This window comes from Mesorhizobium sp. LNJC394B00 (genome assembly GCF_000502555.1).
Taxonomy (GTDB): domain Bacteria; phylum Pseudomonadota; class Alphaproteobacteria; order Rhizobiales; family Rhizobiaceae; genus Mesorhizobium.
In genome coordinates, this window is record NZ_AYWH01000001.1 from 479,481 (window position 1) to 498,317 (window position 18,837).

Consider the following 18,837-nt stretch of genomic DNA (forward strand, 5'->3'; position numbering starts at 1 on the left):
CGGGGATCCAATGTCAGCACAGATCGCACGCGGCGCGCCAAAATCTTGATTTTGCCACGCAACCGGTGACAAGCTCCTGCCATGGAATGGCGCGACGAGGGAATCATACTCGGCACCCGCAAGCATGGCGAAACCAGCGCCATTCTCGAGGTAATGACGCGTGCGCATGGCCGCCATCTCGGCCTGGTGCGCGGCGGGCGCTCGCGCAAGCAGCAGCCGGTGCTGCAGCCCGGCAACCGCGTCGACCTTTTGTGGCGGGCACGCCTCGACGAGCATCTCGGCACCTTCCAGGCCGAGGCGATCGAGATGAATGCCGCCCGGTTGATGGACAGCGCAGTCGCCGTCTACGGCCTGCAGACCATGGCCGCGCATCTCAGGCTCCTGCCGGAGCGCGACGCCCATGGCGGCCTGTATGAGACGCTTGCCGTGATGATCGCCCATCTGGACGATTCGGATGCCGCCGGGGAACTGGTGGCGCGCTTCGAACTGCTCATCCTCGACGGACTCGGCTTCGGCCTCGATCTCAGCCAATGCGCGGCGACCGGCGCCAGGCAGGATCTGGCCTATGTCTCGCCGAAATCCGGCCGTGCCGTGTCGCGAGCCGCCGGTGCGCCGTGGCGCGACAAGATGCTGGCGCTGCCGGCCTTCCTGCGGCGCGGCTCCGGCTTGCGGGCGGACCACGCGGCACTCGAGGACGCCTTCCATCTGACCGGTTTCTTTTTCACCCGCCATGTCTACGAGCCGCGCGGCATCGAACAGCCCGATGCCCGTGCCGGCTTCCTCGCCGCCTTGCGCAAGCATCATTCGGGCGGCAAGGCCGCCCTTACGGCAGACGCTGCGCCAGAAGGGGGAGGGAGACTCGGTGGGTGCTGACCTCCGCAAACCGTCCAGGTTCACACCAAAAGCTGCATGCGGCAGCATTCCCTCCCCCTTGTGGGGAGGGTTAGGGTGGGGGTACTCGTAGGGCAAGAGCCTCAGCCGGCTTTGCGATGCTCCATGAAATCATCGAGGATGGCGCGCTGACCGCCGAGGATCTTGAGGCTGGCCTCGGCGAAGGAAAACCAGCCGGCCCTGTCGATTTCGGGAAATTCCCTCGTCACGCCTGACCTGGGCGGCCATTCCATCGTGAACATGTTGCTTTTAACGGCATCGGGATCGAAATCGGCTTCGACACTCCAGGCGATGACGATCTTGCCGCCGGCTTGCCGATAGCTGCCGACAGGTTCGAAATCGCCATCGATGCTGACTCCGAGTTCTTCCCCGGCCTCGCGCCGGGCGGCGGCCAACTCATCTTCATTGTCCTCGACGAGGCCCTTGGGGATCGACCAAGCGCCTTCATCCTTCCTTGCCCAGAACGGGCCGCCGGGATGGACGAGCAGAAATTCGAGAATGCCGGCCCTTGTCCGGTGGATCAGCAGCCCTGCACTTCGTTTCGGCATTCGATTTCCTCGTAGTTCATCCGAGGATAGCATGGCTCCTGGGCAAGTGGCGGCGGCATGCCATTCCTGGCTATCTCAGATGATGAGTGAGGATAAAGACCGTAGGCCGCTGGAATTTGCCGACGAAACATGCTCGATAACTTCTTTTCGGCCACCATTGCGGTGGCGTGACTTGAATAGCCGTCTGGGGTGGCCGTGTGGCCGCCGCAATTGTCAGTGAAAACTGGCCTGGTTTGGGGGAACCGCCATGTTTGAAAGCCTGATTGGCGCCGTCGTCGTTATCGTGCTTTTTGTCCTCGTCTTGCGCCAGCAGGGCCGCGTCAGTCTGATCGAGCGCGAGCTCGGAGCGCTGCGCAGCCTGGTTCTGTCCGGAGTGCATGCGACACCGCCCGTTGCCAAACCGGCCGAGCAGGCTGCAAGCGCACCGGCGGATGCCGCTCACGCTAGCGCACCAGTTGCCGACATAGCTTCGCCAACAACAGCAGACGCGGCACATGCCCAGGCACCGGCCGCCGAAGCCGATGCGGCCACCAGCGAGGCCGTGCCAGAACTGTCAGCCGCGGCCAGGGCGGCATTCACCGGATCCGCGCCTGCCGCCACGGCGAAGGCAGCCCGCCAGTCCGAGGTCGAAACGGCGCTCGGCACCCGTTGGGCGGTCTGGGTCGGCGGCGTCGCATTGGCTTTGGGCGGCCTTTTCCTGATCCGCTACACCATCGAGGCCGGCATTTTCGGCCCCGAAGTGCGGCTGTCCCTGGCGGCGCTGCTCGGCCTGGTGCTGATCGGCGGCGGCGAGTTCATCCGCCGCACCGGCTTCAAGGTGCCGGTGCAAGGGGCTGCAGGCGCCTATATTCCGGCGATCCTGACGGCTGCCGGCGCCTTCATTCTGTTCGGTACGCTCTATGCCGCGCACGCCATTTACGGTTTCGTCGGCCCGGCCTTCGCTTTCGCCGTGCTCGGCGCCATCGGCGTAGCGACCATTGTCGCCGCTCTCGTCCACGGTCAGGCCCTGGCCGGCATCGGCCTTGTCGGCTCGATGGCGACGCCGGCGCTGGTGTCCTCGCAGGCGCCCAACCCATGGGCGCTGTTCGTCTACCTGGCGATCGTGCTTGCCGCCACAGCCGTGATCGCCCGCATTCGCGACTGGAAATTCCTGATTGCGGCCGCCTTCTTCGGCACCGGCGCCTGGACCATCGCCTACATGATGAGTACGCTCGTCGCCGACCTTGCCGTCATCCGGTTCGCCGACCTTGCCGTCGTCCTGTTCATCGACGCGGTGACGCTGGCGGTGCTTGCCTTTGTTTGGCTGGGCAGTCGTGGCGGCGAAGCGGAACCTGCAAAGGCGGGCTTCGACTGGCCCTCAATCGTGCCTGGCGTTTTCGTTGCGTTTTCAGCGCTAGGCCTGTCCGTCGACACGACGCTGGTCGCCGCCGGTGGCGCCTTGCCGGGCGCCTTCGTCCTCGTCGCCCTTGTCGCCACCGCACTCTACCGGCCGCGCGCGCTGCCGCTGCTGCATGCCGCCGGCGTGGTGAGCGTGATGATCCATCTCGGCATCATTCCGCCCACCACCATCGGCTCCGACATAACCCAGGGGAATATCGGCTTTGACGGCATGCCGGTGGCGGCCGGAAATCCGTTGACGCTGCGCATCGGCATTGCCCTCGGCCTGGTTTTCATCGGCGCCGGCTTCTGGGCCGCACGCCGCTTCGCCGCCTCAGCACGGGTCCGCGCGGCATGCTGGGCGGCATGGGGCGTCGCTGCGCCGCTGCTTATTCTGCTGACGCTGTGGCTTGCCTACGGCAATCTCGACCGCGACCTTGTCTACGCAGCGATAGCTGCCCTTCTGGTTGTTGTCTTCGCTGCCGGTGGCGAATGGATCGCGCGCGCCGAACAGCCGCCGCTCAAGGGCGACATTGCCGTCTCCTTCGCGCTTTGCGGCTCGGCTCTGGCCGGCCTGCTGATGCTGCACATGGCCTTCGGATCCGGCTGGACGACCATTCTTGCCGGCGTTGCCGCCATCGTGCCGGCGCTGGCGACGCGTTGGCGTTCTTATCCCGTGCTGGGCTGGATTTCGGTCGGCGCGGTCGTCGCCGTGCTCGGCCTCGTCGCCTTCGATCCGACCATCGTCGGCGCCGAGTTCCTGACGACGACGCCGGTGTTCAACTGGCTGCTGCCGGGATACGGCGTGCCGGCGCTGGCCTTCGGCTTTGCCGCCTGGCAACTCGCGCGTACCACCCCCGCACTACCAACAACTGGCAATGGCCGGCCGCGCCTAGCGATGGAGGCGGGTGCAGCCCTGTTTGCGCTGCTCACCGTCGCCATGCTGGTGCGCCACGCCATGCATGGCGGCGTCATCGACACCGGCCCGGTGACGCTCGCCGAACAGGCGATCTATACGCTGATCGCCATCGGTGCCGGCGCGATACTGGTGGCCATCGACATGCGCTCGCCAAGCTCTCTGCTGCGCTACGGCTCGATGGCCGCCGGCGTGCTCTCGGTCGCCTTCATCGTCCTCCAGCATTTCCTGGTGCTCAATCCGCTGTTCACCGACGAATCGACCGGCCAGATCCCGGTGTTCAACCTCTTGTTCCTGGCTTACCTGTTGCCGGCCATAGCCGCCGGCGGGCTGGCGCTCTATGCCAGGGACAAGCGGCCGCCATGGTATGCGCAGATGCTGGCGGTAGTGGCGGCATTGCTTGTCTTCGCCTACGCCACACTGTCGGTCAGGCGCGTGTTCAAGGGCGAGTTCATCGGCCTGTGGAGCGGCCTCGGGCAGCTTGAGACCTACACCTATTCGGCGCTCTGGCTGATCATCGGCGTCGTGCTGCTGACCGCCGGCGTCTGGCTGAAGTCGCAGGTGCTGCGCATTGCCTCGGCGGCGCTGATCGCGATTGCCGTGGTAAAAGTCTTCCTGTTCGACATGTCGGAACTGGAAGGCGTGCTCAGGGCGCTGTCCTTCATCGGTCTTGGCGCCGTGCTGATCGGCATCGGCCTGTTCTACCAGCGGCTGCTGACGCGGGCGGCGAGGGAGGCCAACGCTGCAACTTGAAGTGATATACGAGATGGAATATATGAATATCCAACGGAGGATATTCGATGCCGCTCTATATCCGCGACGACGAAGTGGATGCGCTGGCCAGCAGATTGCAACGCGAGACGAACGCTCCGAGCAAAACGGAGGCGGTGCGGGTCGCGCTCGTACACGAACTTGAGCGCAATCGGGCGAAGGTGCCGCTGCGCGATCGGATCGCCAGTCTTCAGGACAGGGCCAGGAAGCTTGGCCTGCCCAATCCCGATTTCGATATGAAGAAGTTCACCGACGAGATGTGGGAAGACTGATGTTTGTCGACGCGTCGGTGATCGTCGCCATTCTCAACCAGGAACCTGGGTGGGAGGAATTGCTGAAGCAGCTATCCGGTTTTTCCGGGCAGGTCTGGGTTTCTCCGTTGGTTCACTTCGAAGCAACACAGGCATTGGCAAGGGCCGGCGCCGGCCCGCGCAGACCCAGCGCTGAAGCCCTTCTCCATGCCCGCGATCTGATCGATGAGTTCATTGTGGAGATCATGGGAGAGAGTCTGGCCATTGACGACAACATCGGCTCTCGGGCCATTGACGCGAGCGCCCGTTACGGCAAAGCCGTTGGCCACAAGGCGGATCTGAATCTCGGGGACTGTTTTGCTTACGCCTGCGCGAAAAGCCGCGATCTTCCACTGCTGTACAAAGGCCATGATTTCGCACTGACCGATTTAGGATAATTCGGCCCTTTTGTTGATTGCGGGGAATAATTTAGCCGATCAACTCGTTATCTCACTGCTTGGGTTACCGGGGCGGCAGACCGCTTCGCGCTGGCCGCTTGCGCCGCGCCGGGAAGGCGCGTTCAATCGGGTTAAACAAGGGCGACCTCAGAACCAGCGGTCATGGACGAAAAGAAGGCAGCAATCCTTGGCGAAATACCGCGCCTGCGCCGCTACGCACGCTCGCTTCTGCGCGACCGCGAATCCGCTGACGATCTCGTCCAGGATTGCCTCGAACGAGCGCTCTTGCGGCTTGAAAGCTGGCAGACGGGAGAAAGCCCCCGGAGGTGGCTGTTTACGATCATGCATCATTTGTTCATCGATCAGATGCGCAAGGTGAACCGGCGCGGTGAGGCAGCGATCCTGCCGCTTGACGCAAACGAGGCGCAGGCAGTCCCCGCCGAACAGGCGGAGAACGCCGCCTCGCGCGAGATCATCGACGCATTGCACGCGATCAGCCCCGACCGTCGCGCCGCTCTCGTCATGGTCGCCATCGAAGGGTTTTCCTATGCCGAAGCCGCCAACATTCTCGGCGTGCCCGCCGGCACGCTGATGTCGCGCATAGCGCGCGGACGCGAGGAGCTGCGCAGCCTGCTCGATGACACGGCGCGCCGCCGCTCGATAAGGATCGTCGAGAAATGACCCGCCGCGATTTTTCCGAACGCGATATCCACATGGCTCTCGACGGCGAGCTGCCGGGCGACGAGCGCGCCGCCTACGACGCCTGGATCGACGCCAATCCCGAAATGAAGGCGAAAAGCGCCCGCTACACCGCCGACCGCGCCGCGTTGCGCGCCGCCTTTGCCGGTGTGCTCGACGAGCCCGTGCCGGTGCTGTTCAAGCAGATCGTTAGCGGTGAAGGCGCGACCAAAGCGGCGGCGCGGCAGTCGCGCTGGTGGCTTGCGGCCGCGGCGGCCGCAGTGCTCGTCATCGGCGGTCTTGGCGGCTATTTTGCCGGCATCGACGGCATCGGCAGGGAAGATGGCGCCGATGACCAACTGGCCGAAGAGGCGATCGCCGCCCATGTCATCTATGCCGCCGAACAGCGCCATGCGGTGGAAGTGCCGGCAAGCGACAAGGATCACCTGCAGACCTGGCTGTCCAACCGCGTCGGCCTGAAACTGGTGGCGCCGGATCTGGTGGCGGAAGGCTTCCAGCTGGTTGGCGGCCGGCTGCTGCCCGCCGGCCAGGGCAAGGCAGCGATGCTGCTTTACGAGGACGCCAAGGGTCAGCGCATCTCCTTGTTCGTTACCGCTGATTCCTCAGCCAAGTCCAAGGGCACCTACATGGCGGACGCCGACGGCCCCGAGGCGGTCTACTGGCTGGACAAGGGCTATGCCTGCGCCGTCGTCGGCTCGCTGCCGCGCGAGCAACTGGCTGCGGTCGCCAAGCGGGCCTACGGTCAGCTTCTGGCTGGTATCGCCAGTTAAGCGCATTCCGTTTCGGGAATGCGCCGGGGTAGAAAGTGTCACAATTCGGCCCTATTCGAAGTGCGATAGCGCTTGATGGATATCGGCGTTTCGGCTGATGTTTGCGACGTTTTTGACTGCGGTCTTTTCCTCCACCCAATCGAGGTTTTCCAAACCCGCATGCCTGCCGAGATTCGCAAGGCCCGCGCGTCCGACGTCGATGACCTCGCCGCCATCGAGAAGGCGGTCTTTTCCAGTGACCGCATTTCCCGGCGCTCCTTCCGCTTGTTGATCGAACGCGAGACAGCCGAGATGCTGGTCGCCGAAAGCGATGGTCGTGTCGCCGGCTACGCCATCGTGCTGTTTCGCAAGGGCAGCGGCGTCGCCCGGCTCTATTCGCTTGCCACCAGCCCGTTTTTCAGCGGCCGCGGCATTGGCCGCATGCTGCTTGCAGCGGCCGAAGAAGCTGCCTTCGAGCACGACCGCATGATGTTGCGTCTCGAAGTGCGCGAGGACAATCTTCGCGCCATTGGCATCTATGAGCAGAGCGGCTACCGCAAGATCGGTCGCGAGCCTCACTATTACGAGGATGGCGCCACCGCGCTGCGCTACGAAAAGACCTTGCGCGGCGATATTCCGGTCGCCACCAAAGTCCCATTCTACCAGCAGACCTGCGAGTTCACCTGCGGTCCATGCTGCCTGATGATGGCGATGGCCAATTTCGATTCCGGCTTCGTGCCCGATCCGGTCATGGAAATCCGCCTATGGCGCGAGGCAACGACCGTGTTCATGATGTCCGGCCCAGGCGGCTGCGAGCCCTTCGGCCTTGCGGTTTCCGGCTACGAAAGCGGGCTTGCGGCGGAAATCTTCGTGTCCTTCTATGGCGCGCTGTTCTTGCAATCGGTGCGCAGCGACGACAAGCGCCGGGTGATGGAACTTGCCCAGGTGGACTTTCGCCGCCGCGCGGAACTTTACGGCATCCCGGTGAATTACCGTCCATTCACCATCGACGATATCCGCGGCGCCCTGGCTCAGGGAAAACTGGTGCTGGTGCTGATCAGCGGCTTCCTGATGTTCGGCAAGAAGGTGCCGCATTGGGTGCTGGCTATCGGCGACGATGGCGACCACATCCTGATCCACGATCCCTGGGTCGAGGACGAAAGACAGGAGACCATCCTCGATGCCGCCAACATTCCCGTGCCGCACGGCATCTTCATGAACATGGCGCAATTCGGCCGCGACGGACTGCGTGCTGCCATCACTCTTGGGAAACGCTGATAACAATGACCTGGGTCATCCTCACCGGCCGTCAGAACGATCTCGACCCGGCGGCGACGCCGCACAAGATCATCACCAACCGTGACTATCTTGCGCATCCGGCGCTGTTTCGCGGCCAGCAGCCGAAGGTCATCAACCTGTCGAACAATTACGCCTACCAGAGCCGCGGCTATTATGCCTCTCTGCTCGCCGGTTCGCGCGGCCACAAGGTCATCCCGACGGTCGAGACGATGATCGACCTGTCCGAGCGCAAGCTCTACGAGCACGCGCTGCCGGAACTGGAGCTGGCGCTCAACAAATGTCGCAAGGATCTCGGTGGCGTATTCCCGCAAAAAATCTGCATCTTCTTCGGCATCGGACCGTCGAAGGTCTGGGACCGCTTCGCCAAGCTGTTGTTCGACTGGTTCCGCGCTCCGGCGCTTGAGGTTCACATCAAGGACAGCGCCGAATGGGCTTCGATCCGCAAGATCGGCTTCCTGCCGCTGGCCAGGATGGCCGAGGAGNAAGCCCTCTTCGTGCAGGCGCTCGAGACGTACACCAACCGCGAGTGGCGCGACACCAAGGGCCGCACGCCGGCACGCTACACCTTCGCCACGCTGGTCGATCCGCATGAGGAACTGCCGCCGTCGGAGATTTCCTCGCTGCGTTACTGGGCCAAGATCGCCGAAAAGATGGGCGTCGAAATCGAGCCGATCACCAGGAAGGACCTGGCCAAGCTCGCCAATTACGACGCGCTGTTCATCCGCGAGACCACCTCGATCTCAAACCACACCTACCGCTTCGCGCGCCGCGCCCAGCAGGAAGGCATGCCGGTGATAGACGACCCGCTGTCGATGATCCGCTGCACCAACAAAGTCTATCTCAACGAACTGATGGCCTACAACAAGGTGCCGGTGCCGCCGACGGTGATGATAGCCGGCACCTCGGACCTCGAACTGGCGGCGCAGACGCTGGGCTTTCCGCTGGTGCTGAAGATCCCGGATTCATCGTTCTCGCGCGGCGTCAAGAAATGCGGCAACTTCGAAGAACTGAAGACGCTCGCCACCGAGTGGCTGGAGGATTCCGATCTCCTGATCGCGCAGAAATTCATCCCGACCGAATATGACTGGCGCGTCGGCGTGCTCGGCGGGCAGCCGCTGTTTGCCGTGCATTATCTGATGGCGAAAAAACACTGGCAGATCGTCAACCACAAGGCCAGCGGCAAGCCCGACCAGGGCGGCATCAAGACCTTCACGCTGAAAGAGACGCCGCCGCATGTCGTCGACACCGCGGTGAAGGCGGCGCGCTGCATCGGCGACGGGCTTTACGGCGTCGATCTCAAGGAAACCAAGGATGGCGTCTTCGTCATCGAGGTCAACGACAACCCGAACCTCGACCATGGCTGGGAGGATTCCGGCGAAAAGGACGAAGTCTGGGTGCGGCTGACGCAATGGTTCCTGGAGCGGCTGGACCGTCCCGGGCGTTAGTTTGCCGTCCCGGGCGGCAATTCAACCGAGGGGGAAAAATGCAGTTCATCGTCATCGAGGATTTCACCGGCTGCGACCGCAAGGAGATCTACCGCCGTTTCGGCGAGCGCGGCAGATTGAAGCCGGACGCGCTCGTCGTGCACCACTCCTGGATCGCGGCTGATATGAGCCGCTGCTTCCTGCTGGTCGAGGCCGATGACGTCACGCTGCTGCAGCGCTGGGTCATCGAATGGTCTGACCTGGTGGAGTTCGAGATCATTCCCGTGGCGACGAACAAGGACATGGTCGCCGCACTGGCCGGCCATCTCTGAGCAGCTCGGGCCATCAGCCGAGCACCGGCGAACCCACCGACCGCCGGCATTCCTCAATCAGCCAATTGCGAAACGCCGCCACCAGGTCGCGCCTTGCACTGCGTTCCGGGATCGTCAGGCAATATGGCTGACGCAGCGCGATCGATAGGGCATTAGCCCGGACCAAACGGCCCTCTTCCAGCGCCCAGGCGCAATAAATGCCTTGCGCCAGCGCCGCGCCCAGCCCTGAAATGGCAAGGTCGAGCGCTGCCCGCGACGAGTTCGCCGACAGTCCGCGCTGCACTGCGCGGCCGGGCTCTATGCCCGCCGCCTCGAACCAGGTGCGCCAAGACGGAAACGACGCGCCGGTCGGTCCCCAGTCGGTGTGAATCAGTGGCAGGCCGGCGAGGCTGTCGGTTTTGGCGGTGAGTTCTGGCGCGCAGACGGGGTAGACGGCGTCCCTGACGATCTCCTCGCTCGGGTGTTCACGATAGTGCGGGCCGAAGGACAGCCGGATGTCGATCAGTTCGCGGTCGAACGGCACCGGATCGTCATCGCCGCGCAGGGATATGTCGACGGCGCCGTGGCTGGCGACAAAGCCGGCGAGGCGTTCGGAAAGCCAGCCCATCGCCATGGACGGCGGCACCGATACGACAAGCCGCGGGCGGAAGGCATCGCTGCCACGCGCGATGCTGCCGATCTCCCGAAAAGCCAGGGTCAGCCGGGGCAGCATCTCGACGCCGGCTTCCGTCAGCACCACGCGGCGGTTGACGCGATGGAACAGTTTTCGACCCATCTGCTCCTCGACGGTGCGAATGAGCTGGCTGACCGCAGCCGCCGAGATCGAGAGCTCATCCGCCGCTGCGGCGAAACTCCCCGAGCGCGCCGCCGCCTCGAAGGCTTGAAGTCCTCTCAGGGAAGGAAGCGCGGTCATTGGGTGATCCGATAGGTAAGGTCAGCTTATCTGTGTCGCAGAAATCCTCGTCTTTCGAAAGCTTTCTTATTCGAGTAGCTTGGCGCCATGACCGTATCGGCCCAGTTTGAACCCAGAGACCATCGCGACGTCATCGCGTTCCTGACCAATGAGCAGCGCAGCCGCCTGACCGGCAAGTCGGACGGGCCGGGTCTGGTCCAACTCGCCTTCCATCTCGGCGCGATTGTGGCTATCGGCGGGCTGATTGCGGCCAAGGTGTCGTACTGGCCGCTGTTGATGTTGCCGCAAGGCATTCTTATCGTCTTCCTGTTCACGCTGCTGCATGAGACGGTGCACAGGACGGCGTTCGAGACGCAGTGGCTCAACGATGCCGCCGCAAGGGTCTGCAGCCTGGCGATCGCGCTGCCCGCCGACTGGTTTCGCTATTTCCACTTCGCCCATCACCGTTTCACCCAGGATCCCGAGAACGATCCGGAACTCGCCTTCCCGAAACCGGAGACGATGCGGCAATACATCGTCCACGTCTCGGGCCTGCCGGTGTGGTGGGGGCATTTGCAGACACTCTACACCAACGCGATTGGAGGCTGCCACGACAGCTACGTGCCGCCGAAAGGCCTGCCCAAGGTGCGCACTGAAGCCCGCGCCATGATCGCTTTCTATGTCGTGGTCGCCGCGCTAGCCCTGTGGTTCGAGGCAAGTGTACTGCTCTATGTCTGGATCGTGCCGGCGCTGCTCGGCCAGCCCTTCCTCAGGCTCTATCTGCTGGCCGAGCATGGCCGCTGCCCGCTTGTCGCCAACATGCTGGAAAACACCCGCACCACGCTGACCAACTGGCTGGTGCGCAAAGTCGCCTGGAACATGCCGTATCACGCCGAGCACCACGCCAATCCCGGCGTGCCCTTCCATCAGCTGCCGGCCTTCCACCAGCTGATCGAGCGCCATCTCAAAGTCGTCGAACCCGGCTATGTCAGCTTCCACGAGAAATACGTCGAGACCTTGCGCTGAGGCGCTCGGCCGTCAGCGTAGCGTCTGCTCAGCGAGCGTGACGAAATAGCGGAGCACGGTGGGGACGATGGCGTCGTTGAAGACATAGCGATCGCCGTGCAGCCCTTCGCCCAGTCTGACCGCTCCTGCGCCGACCCAGGCATAGCAGCCGCCGGCTTCGCGGACCATGTAGGCAAAATCCTCGCAGCCGAGGCTCGGGTTGAATGCGGTCTCGACCTGCTCGCGGCCGACAACCGCGGTTGCCGCCTGGACGGCCCGGTCAGTGGCAGCCGACGTGTTGACCAGCGGCGGGTAGCCTTTCTTGTAGGCGAGCTTGGCGGTGAGTGCATGCGCCGAGGCAATGCCTTGCGCGATGTCGCCGATCAGCCTTTCGCAATGGTCCGACAAAGTTGGCTCGAAGAAGCGGCAGGTTCCCTGCAGCCAGACCTTGCCCGGCACGATGTTGCCGACATTGCCGCCATGGATCTGGGTGATCGAAACGACCAGCGCCATTTGCGGGTCGACCGAACGGCTGACGATGCGCTGCACGGCTTGAACGAAGGCGCCGGCCGCGAGCACGGGATCGTCGCCTAGCTGCGGCATGGCGGCATGCGCGCCGGTCCCCTCAAAGTTCAGTTCGAAAGTGTCGACGGCCGCCATCATCGACCCGGCACGGGCCGCGATCTTTCCGAGCGGCAGCCCCGGCCAGTTGTGGACGGCGTAGACGGCTTCCACGGGGAAGCGCTCGAACAGTCCGTCCTCGATCATCCGCATGGCGCCGCCTTCATTTTCTTCCGCCGGCTGGAAGATGAAACAGACGGTGCCGTCGAAGGCTCTGTTGTCGGCGAGCAGCTTGGCGGCGCCGAGCAGCATCGCGATGTGCCCGTCGTGGCCGCAGGCATGCATCACGCCGTCTTTCTTCGACGCATATGGCAATCCTGTCTTCTCCAGCACGGGCAAGGCATCGAGTTCAGCCCGAAGCCCGATGGCGCGCACGCCTGGTCGTCCTCTGAGGACGCCAACCACGCCGGTGCCGCCTTTGCCTTCATGAACCTCGTCGAGCCCGAAGGTGCGCAGCTTGTCGGCGACGAAGCGCGCGGTCTCATACTCTTGGAAACCGAGTTCGGGGTTGGCGTGGATGTGACGCCGCCATTCCACCACCTGCGGGGTGAGGGCGGCGATGGGGTCGTTGTGCAGCATTGCGCTCTCCTTGCCGGCTATCGTAAATTCGGCCTTGTCGATGCCAGCACGTAAAGGATTTGCGCCGGCAGCGTCTTGAACAGGATTGACCGTGTCTGGAATTCAACAGCCTCAGGAGACGACGCAGTTCTGGCGTCATCCGCGCTTTCGCGATCTTGGCATGCTCAAGGCGCGCTTCACGCGGCATCGCTACCAGCTGCACACGCACCCGACCTATGTCGTCGCCCTGATCACGCAAGGGTGCGAGCGGGTCCGCATCGGCAACGAGACTGTCCTCGCGCGGTCGGGCACGGTTCTGCTCGTCAATCCGGAGATATGGCATGACGGCGAGGCGGGTGCCGACCAGGGTTGGGCTTACCGCACCTTCTATCCGTCGGCCTCGCTCATGGGTGCGATCGCGGACGAACTCGGGCAGGATCGCCCGCCGTTGTTTTCGCAAGCGATCGTCGATGATGCCGATCTCGTCCAGGCAGTAGGCGTCGCGCACTTGGCTTCGACATCGGGTGATGCCACGAGCGCCGAAACATCCATGCTGATCGCCTTGCGCAAGCTCATCCTGCGCCATGGCGATTGGGGCGGCCGGCGGCGCGAGGCGGTCGAAAGCTTCGGATCGAAAAGCCGGCTCCGGGTCTATGAACAGGTCATCGAAGACCATCTGAACTCGGACCTCGATTTGCAGCGGCTCGCTGAAGCCGCAGGCGTGACGCGCTTTCAAGTTATCCGCGATTTCAGGAAAGTGCTGGGTCTCACCCCTGCTGCCTTCATCCGTGACCGCAGGCTGCGCCGTGCCGATCTGCTGATCCGGCAAGGTTCAGATCTCGCCGGTGCCGCCTTTGCGGCCGGCTTCTCCGACCAAAGCCATCTCTCGCGCACCTTCCGCGCCGCGCATGGAATGACGCCGGGGATGTTCAGGCGCGCCGGGACGCTGCCCTCGTCTTGAGAAGTCGAGCCATGTCGGCGGCCTTTGACGGCATGCCGATCAGAAAGCCCTGCACCTCGACGCAGCCAGCCTTGCGCAATATGTCGAGCTGCGCTTCGGTCTCGACGCCTTCGGCGGTGACGGTGATGCCAAGTTCGGCACCAAGCCCGATGATCGTGCGCACGATCGCCGCCGTGTCCTTGTTGTCGATATCGTGGATGAAGGAGCGGTCGATCTTGATCTTGTCGACGGGAAAACGCCTGAGATAGCCGAGCGACGAATAGCCGGTGCCGAAATCGTCGAGCGCGATGCGGATACCGAGTTCGCGCAGCTGCCTCAGCGTCTTCAGCACCGTCTCGCTCTCATCCATCAGCACGGTCTCGGTGATTTCCAGTTCGAGCCGGCTGGCCGGCACGCCGGAAACGGCCAGCGCCGAAATCACGCTGCGGGCAAAGTCGGCGCTTCTGATCTGCACTGCCGAGACATTGACGGCGATGCGCATTCCAGGCGGCCAGCCGGCGGCCACGCTGCAGGCCTGTTTCAGCGCCCATTCGCCCAGCGGAACGATCAGCCCGCTGTCTTCGGCGGCTGCGATGAAATCGTCGGGCGCCACCAGGCCGCGCGTCGGTGAATTCCACCGCATCAACGCTTCGGCGCCGACGATCTTGCCCGACGCGATGTTGGTGATCGGCTGGAACTCCAGCACGAACTCCCGCCGCTTCAGTGCCGTCTCGAGATCGGTTTCGAGCGCCAGGCGCGCCCGCACCAAGGCATCCATGCCGGGCTCGAAAAAGCGGTAGACGTTGCGGCCTTCGCTCTTGCCGCTGTAAAGCGCCATGTCGGCGTTCTTCAAAAGCGTGTCGGCGTCCTTGCCGTCACCGGGATACAGCGCGATGCCAAGGCTGATGCCGACATGCATCTCGCGGCCCTTGTCGCGAAACGGCTGGCTGACGACAGCGACGATGCGTTTTGCCAGTTGTTCCGCATCGGTGGAGCCTTTGGGATTGAACTGCAGGATGGCGAACTCGTCGCCACCGAGGCGGGCGACCATATCGGTGTCGCTGCGCAGGCTGTGCCGCAACCGCTCAGCCACGCATTTCAGCAGCCAGTCGCCGGCAGGGTGTCCCCAGGTGTCGTTGACGGCCTTGAAGCGATCGAGGTCGAGCGAGAAGATCGCCAACGGTGTATCGCCGGCCATCGCCTGGTCGAGCCGTTCGCGAAACATCGAGCGGTTGGGCAGGTCGGTCAGCGTGTCGTAATGGGCAAGGTGGCTCATGCGCTCTTCGGCGCGCCGGCGCTCGGTGATGTCTTCGAAGGTCGCCACCCAGCCGCCACCGGTAAGCGGCCGGCGCGCAACCAGCAGCGTTCGGCCATCGGCAAGGCTGCGGTCGGTCGAACGCTCCTCACCGGCCTGCAGGCTGGCTCTGGTGTTGGCGATCTCGCCGTCGATGTCCATTGACGGATAGATGCGCAGTTGCACCATCTGTTCGAGCAGGGCGCGCTGGCTCATGCCGAGCGGGAAGTCGTCAGGCGTGACCTTGTAGAGGTCGAGGAAGCGCTGGTTGCGCACGATCAGCGTGCCTTCGGCGTCGTACATCAATAGGCCTTGCGACATGTTGGCGAGCGCCGCATCGAAGCGGCGGTGCTGCTCCTTCAGTTCCTGCTCGGCCCGCCTTTGCTCCGTAATGTCCTCATAGATCGACACCCAGCCGCCTGAGGCCAGCGGCCGGTGCGTGATGGAAACGATGCGTCCGTCCGACAGTATTTCTTCGTAGGTCGAGGCTTGCGCGCGCTCGATATAGGGCTTGCGGATGGCATACAGGTCTTCGGCGCTCTGTGAGGCGACACCGATGTCGACGCTGTGCTTTAGAATGTCCAGGAACGCGATGCCGGGCCGCACGATCTTCGCGTCGAGGGAGAAGATGCTGATATAGTTGCCGTTGCAGATGATCATCCGCTCGTCGGCGTCGAACATGCACAGCCCGTGCGACATATTCTCGACGGCCGCCGAAAAGCGCTCGTTCTGGTGGCGCAGTTCGTCGGCGATCTGCCGTGGCGCGGCGACGCCTCCGGCTCCCCGTCTGCGGACGGGCGAACCACCCTTGACGTGCGCAACGGACATGAGGCGTGCCTGCTGACCGTGATCGAAACCCGGTACTGTGGTTACCGCTGGTTAATTTAGCGTATGTTCACTGCGCCGAATGCACGGCAACCGTTGCCTGGCGTTGCTTTTCAAGCGTTGCGTAGCGTTTGAGGAAGGCAGCTTGCGCCGAGGTCACCGAGTGCGGCTTAAAGTCGAAGCGGTCGGCATTGAACCCGCGCGGCCGGCCGAAGAACTCGGTTGCTTCTGCGGTCGAGAAACCGGCAAGCAGCGTCGCCTCGTAATAGGCGGCGATCTGGTCGGCGCGCTTGATCTCCTTGCGCAAGCCGACGCCGAGTTCGGGCGGCAGCGAAAAGCGCTGATGGATGGCGCGCTGGAGACGCAGCTCACACTCCTTGTAGGAGCCGCCCATTACCGATTTGAACGGCGAGATCATGTCGCCGATGACATATTCCGGCGCGTCATGCAGCAGTGCTGCCAACTGAGCGTTGGCCGAGGCGTCCGGCTGCAACTCGCTGAACAGCGCCTCGACCAGCAGGGAATGCTGGGCGACCGAAAAGGCGTGATCGCCGCGGGTCTGCCCGTTCCAGCGGGCAACGCGGGCAAGCCCGTGGGCGATGTCTGAGATTTCGATGTCGAGCGGCGAGGGATCGAGCAGGTCGAGCCGCCGCCCCGACAGCATGCGCTGCCACGCGCGCGGTGGCGCTCCGACGCGATCGGCAGCCATCAGGCGTCCTCCGCGCCGATGGCTTCCCTGGGAAAGCTGAACTTCGCCCAGGACGGGATGGCGAGCGAGACGGTGACATCACCGGCCAGTACCGGCTGGCCAGCGTCGAGCGCCGCCTTGACCCGGTCGATGCGGGCAATGGCGAGTCCGGCCGTGCCCGCGCTGGAACCGAGCGTGCCGACCGGCCGCCCCGCAACCGTCAGCTCCGTGCCGGGCGCGGGTAAGGCGCGGTCGGCCGAAACGATCAGCACGCGGCGCCTGGCGGTGCCGCGATGCTGCATGCGCGAGACCACTTCCTGGCCGACATAGCAGCCTTTCTTGAAGCCGACGCCGCCGGTCTCGTCGAGCAGCACGTCGTGAGGGAAGGCATCGCCGAGCTGATAATCGGAACCGCTTTCGGCAATGCCGTTGGCGATGCGGAGCGCCTGCCACGCAGCCGGGTCGCCACCTACGGATGCGCCGCCATAGGAGCGGCTCACAGCCACCTCGCGGAAGCGGGCATCGGCAAGTACCGTTGAATCAGACTGTGAAGCGCTTGAATCATCGCCCCACCCAACCGTCACAAGCACTTGATCCTGCCTGGCAATCTCGGCCTTGGCGCGCAGCTTGTAAAGCATCAGCCGGCGCAGGAAATCGTCTGCGATGTCGGCACGGCAATCCAGCCGGAATGCGTTCTCGCCGCTACGCGAGATCAGGAAATCGAACAGGATCTTGCCTTGCGGCGAAAGCAGCGCACCTGGCTTTGCCGCGTCGACGGCCAGCGTGTCGAGGTCGGTGGTGAGGATATTCTGCAAAAAATGCTCGGCATCCGGGCCTGACACGGAAATGAGGGCGCGGTCTTTGAACAGGGCAAAAGGCATGGGCGGCAAAGAACCTGATCTTGCAAAACAGTCGGCCTTTACGTAAGCCGACGATACTCCCCCCGCAAGAGACCGAACGCCCATGGCCACCACCTACGACCTCATCCTGACAGGCGGCACTGTGGTCAACCATGATGGCGAAGCCGCGCTCGATGTCGGCGTCAAGGGTGGTCGCATCGTCGCAATAGGCGATCTTCGCCAAGCTTCGGCCGGCGAAGCGATCGACTGTCGCGGGCTGCACGTCCTGCCAGGCGTCGTCGACAGTCAGGTGCATTTTCGCGAGCCGGGGCTGGAGCACAAGGAAGATCTCGAGAGTGGATCTCGCGCGGCTGTGCTGGGCGGGGTCACCGCCGTCTTCGAAATGCCCAACACCAATCCGCTGACCACCAGCGAGGCGGCGCTTGCCGACAAGGTGCGCCGCGCCACCAGCCGGATGCATTGCGACTTCGCCTTCTGGGTTGGCGGCACGCGCGAGAATGCCGATGATGTCGGTGAGCTCGAGCGGCTGCCGGGTGCTGCCGGGATAAAGGTGTTCATGGGCTCGTCCACCGGCGACCTGCTAGTCGAGGACGACGAGGGTGTCGCATCGATCCTGCGCAACACCCGCCGCCGCGCCGCCTTTCACTCGGAGGACGAGTTCCGGCTGCGCGAGCGCCTCGGCTTGCGCGTCGAGGGCGACCCGTCATCGCATCCCGTCTGGCGCGACGAGATCGCGGCGCTTCGCTGCACCGAGCGGCTGGTGCGCATCGCGCGAAACACCCGCGCCCGCATCCATGTGCTGCATATCTCCACCGCCGAGGAAATCATCTTCCTCCAACAGCACAAGGATGTCGCCACCTGCGAGGGGACGCCGCACCATTTGACGCTCACCGCCGACGACTATGCGCGGCTGGGCACGCTGATCCAGATGAATCCGCCGGTTCGCGCGGCCCGCCATCGCGACGGCGTCTGGCACGGCATTGCGCAAGGCATTGTCGATGTGCTCGGCTCCGACCACGCCCCCCACACGCTGGCCGAAAAGGCAAAGCCCTATCCGGCCTCACCGTCTGGCATGACCGGGGTGCAGACGCTGGTGCCGATCATGCTCGACCATGTCAATTCAGGCCGGCTGACCCTGCAGCGCTTCGTCGACCTCTCCAGCCATGGCCCACAGCGCATCTTCGGCATGGCCCGGAAAGGCCGTATCGCCGCAGGCTATGACGCCGATTTCACCATTGTCGACCTCCAGCGGCGCGAGACCATCACCAATGCGCAAGCTGGCTCCAAGGCCGGCTGGACGCCCTATGACGGCAAGGAAGTCACCGGCTGGCCGATCGGCACCATCGTGCGCGGTCGTCGCGTGATGTGGGAAGGCGAGATCGTCACGCCAGGACAGGGCAGGCCGGTGGAGTTTTCCGAGGCGCTGCCGGCTTAGCGGTTTCTTGCTGCGTTGGATTTTT

At 63.9% G+C, this 18,837-nt stretch carries 18 protein-coding genes; 12 read left to right on the forward strand and 6 right to left on the reverse strand.

The features are described from left to right. The first annotated feature begins 81 nt into the window (after positions 1 to 81). Positions 82 to 873, forward strand: a complete 792-nt coding sequence (recO, locus tag X751_RS161155) for a DNA repair protein RecO (RefSeq protein WP_023743767.1) — start codon at positions 82 to 84, stop codon at positions 871 to 873. 101 nt (positions 874 to 974) lie between these two features. Here recO and X751_RS161150 read toward each other — a convergent pair whose 3' ends face one another. Further along, positions 975 to 1,439, reverse strand: a complete 465-nt coding sequence (locus X751_RS161150) for an NUDIX domain-containing protein (protein ID WP_023670246.1) — start codon at positions 1,437 to 1,439, stop codon at positions 975 to 977. A gap of 247 nt (positions 1,440 to 1,686) precedes the next feature. Between X751_RS161150 and X751_RS161145 the strand changes: the two genes are divergently transcribed. From X751_RS161145 to X751_RS161110, 8 genes are all read left to right on the forward strand, one after another. Then, positions 1,687 to 4,485, forward strand: a complete 2,799-nt coding sequence (locus X751_RS161145; protein WP_023743768.1) for a DUF2339 domain-containing protein — start codon at positions 1,687 to 1,689, stop codon at positions 4,483 to 4,485. 47 nt (positions 4,486 to 4,532) lie between these two features. Then, complete coding sequence (locus X751_RS161140) at positions 4,533 to 4,775, forward strand: type II toxin-antitoxin system VapB family antitoxin (RefSeq protein WP_023670248.1); 243 nt, start codon at positions 4,533 to 4,535, stop codon at positions 4,773 to 4,775. Further along, a complete protein-coding gene (locus X751_RS161135) occupies positions 4,775 to 5,191 on the forward strand; it encodes a type II toxin-antitoxin system VapC family toxin (protein WP_023692861.1) in 417 nt (138 codons plus the stop codon). The genes X751_RS161140 and X751_RS161135 overlap by 1 nt, the downstream gene beginning before the upstream one ends. A 162-nt stretch (positions 5,192 to 5,353) precedes the next feature. Beyond that, complete coding sequence (locus tag X751_RS161130; protein ID WP_023743769.1) at positions 5,354 to 5,872, forward strand: sigma-70 family RNA polymerase sigma factor; 519 nt, start codon at positions 5,354 to 5,356, stop codon at positions 5,870 to 5,872. Continuing rightward, positions 5,869 to 6,660: an anti-sigma factor gene (locus tag X751_RS161125; RefSeq protein WP_023687291.1), complete on the forward strand. Its 792-nt coding sequence runs from the start codon at positions 5,869 to 5,871 to the stop codon at positions 6,658 to 6,660. Before X751_RS161130 ends, X751_RS161125 begins: the two co-directional genes overlap by 4 nt. A gap of 159 nt (positions 6,661 to 6,819) precedes the next feature. After that, positions 6,820 to 7,917: a peptidase C39 family protein gene (locus tag X751_RS161120; protein ID WP_023692865.1), complete on the forward strand. Its 1,098-nt coding sequence runs from the start codon at positions 6,820 to 6,822 to the stop codon at positions 7,915 to 7,917. Between the two features lie 5 nt (positions 7,918 to 7,922). After that, a complete protein-coding gene (locus tag X751_RS161115) occupies positions 7,923 to 9,383 on the forward strand; it encodes a RimK family protein (RefSeq protein WP_023743770.1) in 1,461 nt (486 codons plus the stop codon). A gap of 38 nt (positions 9,384 to 9,421) precedes the next feature. Then, a complete protein-coding gene (locus X751_RS161110) occupies positions 9,422 to 9,694 on the forward strand; it encodes a DUF3303 family protein (RefSeq protein WP_023670254.1) in 273 nt (90 codons plus the stop codon). Between the two features lie 13 nt (positions 9,695 to 9,707). Here the strand turns inward: X751_RS161110 and X751_RS161105 are convergent, their stop codons facing one another. Continuing rightward, on the reverse strand, positions 9,708 to 10,607 hold the full coding sequence (locus tag X751_RS161105; RefSeq protein WP_023743771.1) for a LysR substrate-binding domain-containing protein: 900 nt from the start codon (positions 10,605 to 10,607) through the stop codon (positions 9,708 to 9,710). 87 nt (positions 10,608 to 10,694) lie between these two features. Here X751_RS161105 and X751_RS161100 point away from each other — a divergent pair, with 87 nt between their 5' ends. Next, positions 10,695 to 11,612 carry a fatty acid desaturase family protein gene (locus X751_RS161100; RefSeq protein WP_023743772.1) on the forward strand — a complete coding sequence of 306 codons (918 nt, stop codon included), beginning with the start codon at positions 10,695 to 10,697 and terminating at the stop codon, positions 11,610 to 11,612. 12 nt (positions 11,613 to 11,624) lie between these two features. Here the strand turns inward: X751_RS161100 and X751_RS161095 are convergent, their stop codons facing one another. Then, positions 11,625 to 12,791, reverse strand: coding sequence for an amidohydrolase (locus tag X751_RS161095; protein ID WP_023743773.1), 1,167 nt, complete (start codon positions 12,789 to 12,791; stop codon positions 11,625 to 11,627). Positions 12,792 to 12,882: 91 nt separating this feature from the next. Between X751_RS161095 and X751_RS161090 the strand changes: the two genes are divergently transcribed. Further along, a complete protein-coding gene (locus tag X751_RS161090; RefSeq protein WP_031194164.1) occupies positions 12,883 to 13,731 on the forward strand; it encodes an AraC family transcriptional regulator in 849 nt (282 codons plus the stop codon). Here X751_RS161090 and X751_RS161085 read toward each other — a convergent pair. The 3 genes from X751_RS161085 to X751_RS161075 all read right to left on the reverse strand — a co-directional run bounded on the left by X751_RS161085 (position 13,700) and on the right by X751_RS161075 (position 17,398). Further along, a complete protein-coding gene (locus tag X751_RS161085; RefSeq protein WP_023743774.1) occupies positions 13,700 to 15,832 on the reverse strand; it encodes an EAL domain-containing protein in 2,133 nt (710 codons plus the stop codon). The genes X751_RS161090 and X751_RS161085 overlap by 32 nt on opposite strands. 67 nt (positions 15,833 to 15,899) lie before the next feature. After that, complete coding sequence (locus X751_RS161080; RefSeq protein WP_023670260.1) at positions 15,900 to 16,538, reverse strand: HD family hydrolase; 639 nt, start codon at positions 16,536 to 16,538, stop codon at positions 15,900 to 15,902. Continuing rightward, a complete protein-coding gene (locus tag X751_RS161075) occupies positions 16,538 to 17,398 on the reverse strand; it encodes a folate-binding protein YgfZ (RefSeq protein ID WP_023743775.1) in 861 nt (286 codons plus the stop codon). Before X751_RS161075 ends, X751_RS161080 begins: the two co-directional genes overlap by 1 nt. Before the next feature lie 82 nt (positions 17,399 to 17,480). On the opposite strand from X751_RS161075, the gene X751_RS161070 reads away from it, so the two are divergent. Continuing rightward, positions 17,481 to 18,812, forward strand: a complete 1,332-nt coding sequence (locus X751_RS161070) for a dihydroorotase (RefSeq protein ID WP_023743776.1) — start codon at positions 17,481 to 17,483, stop codon at positions 18,810 to 18,812. The last annotated feature ends 25 nt before the right edge of the window (positions 18,813 to 18,837 follow it).

Excerpts from the sequence above, each read along its gene's own strand:
- recO (WP_023743767.1), top strand. The coding sequence starts at position 82 with ATGGAATGGCGCGACGAGGGAATCATACTCGGCACCCGCAAGCATGGC.
- X751_RS161150 (WP_023670246.1), bottom strand. The coding sequence starts at position 1,439 with ATGCCGAAACGAAGTGCAGGGCTGCTGATCCACCGGACAAGGGCCGGC.
- X751_RS161145 (WP_023743768.1), top strand. The coding sequence starts at position 1,687 with ATGTTTGAAAGCCTGATTGGCGCCGTCGTCGTTATCGTGCTTTTTGTC.
- X751_RS161140 (WP_023670248.1), top strand. The coding sequence starts at position 4,533 with ATGCCGCTCTATATCCGCGACGACGAAGTGGATGCGCTGGCCAGCAGA.
- X751_RS161135 (WP_023692861.1), top strand. The coding sequence starts at position 4,775 with ATGTTTGTCGACGCGTCGGTGATCGTCGCCATTCTCAACCAGGAACCT.
- X751_RS161130 (WP_023743769.1), top strand. The coding sequence starts at position 5,354 with ATGGACGAAAAGAAGGCAGCAATCCTTGGCGAAATACCGCGCCTGCGC.
- X751_RS161125 (WP_023687291.1), top strand. The coding sequence starts at position 5,869 with ATGACCCGCCGCGATTTTTCCGAACGCGATATCCACATGGCTCTCGAC.
- X751_RS161120 (WP_023692865.1), top strand. The coding sequence starts at position 6,820 with ATGCCTGCCGAGATTCGCAAGGCCCGCGCGTCCGACGTCGATGACCTC.
- X751_RS161110 (WP_023670254.1), top strand. The coding sequence starts at position 9,422 with ATGCAGTTCATCGTCATCGAGGATTTCACCGGCTGCGACCGCAAGGAG.
- X751_RS161105 (WP_023743771.1), bottom strand. The coding sequence starts at position 10,607 with ATGACCGCGCTTCCTTCCCTGAGAGGACTTCAAGCCTTCGAGGCGGCG.
- X751_RS161100 (WP_023743772.1), top strand. The coding sequence starts at position 10,695 with ATGACCGTATCGGCCCAGTTTGAACCCAGAGACCATCGCGACGTCATC.
- X751_RS161095 (WP_023743773.1), bottom strand. The coding sequence starts at position 12,791 with ATGCTGCACAACGACCCCATCGCCGCCCTCACCCCGCAGGTGGTGGAA.
- X751_RS161085 (WP_023743774.1), bottom strand. The coding sequence starts at position 15,832 with ATGTCCGTTGCGCACGTCAAGGGTGGTTCGCCCGTCCGCAGACGGGGA.
- X751_RS161080 (WP_023670260.1), bottom strand. The coding sequence starts at position 16,538 with ATGGCTGCCGATCGCGTCGGAGCGCCACCGCGCGCGTGGCAGCGCATG.
- X751_RS161075 (WP_023743775.1), bottom strand. The coding sequence starts at position 17,398 with ATGCCTTTTGCCCTGTTCAAAGACCGCGCCCTCATTTCCGTGTCAGGC.
- X751_RS161070 (WP_023743776.1), top strand. The coding sequence starts at position 17,481 with ATGGCCACCACCTACGACCTCATCCTGACAGGCGGCACTGTGGTCAAC.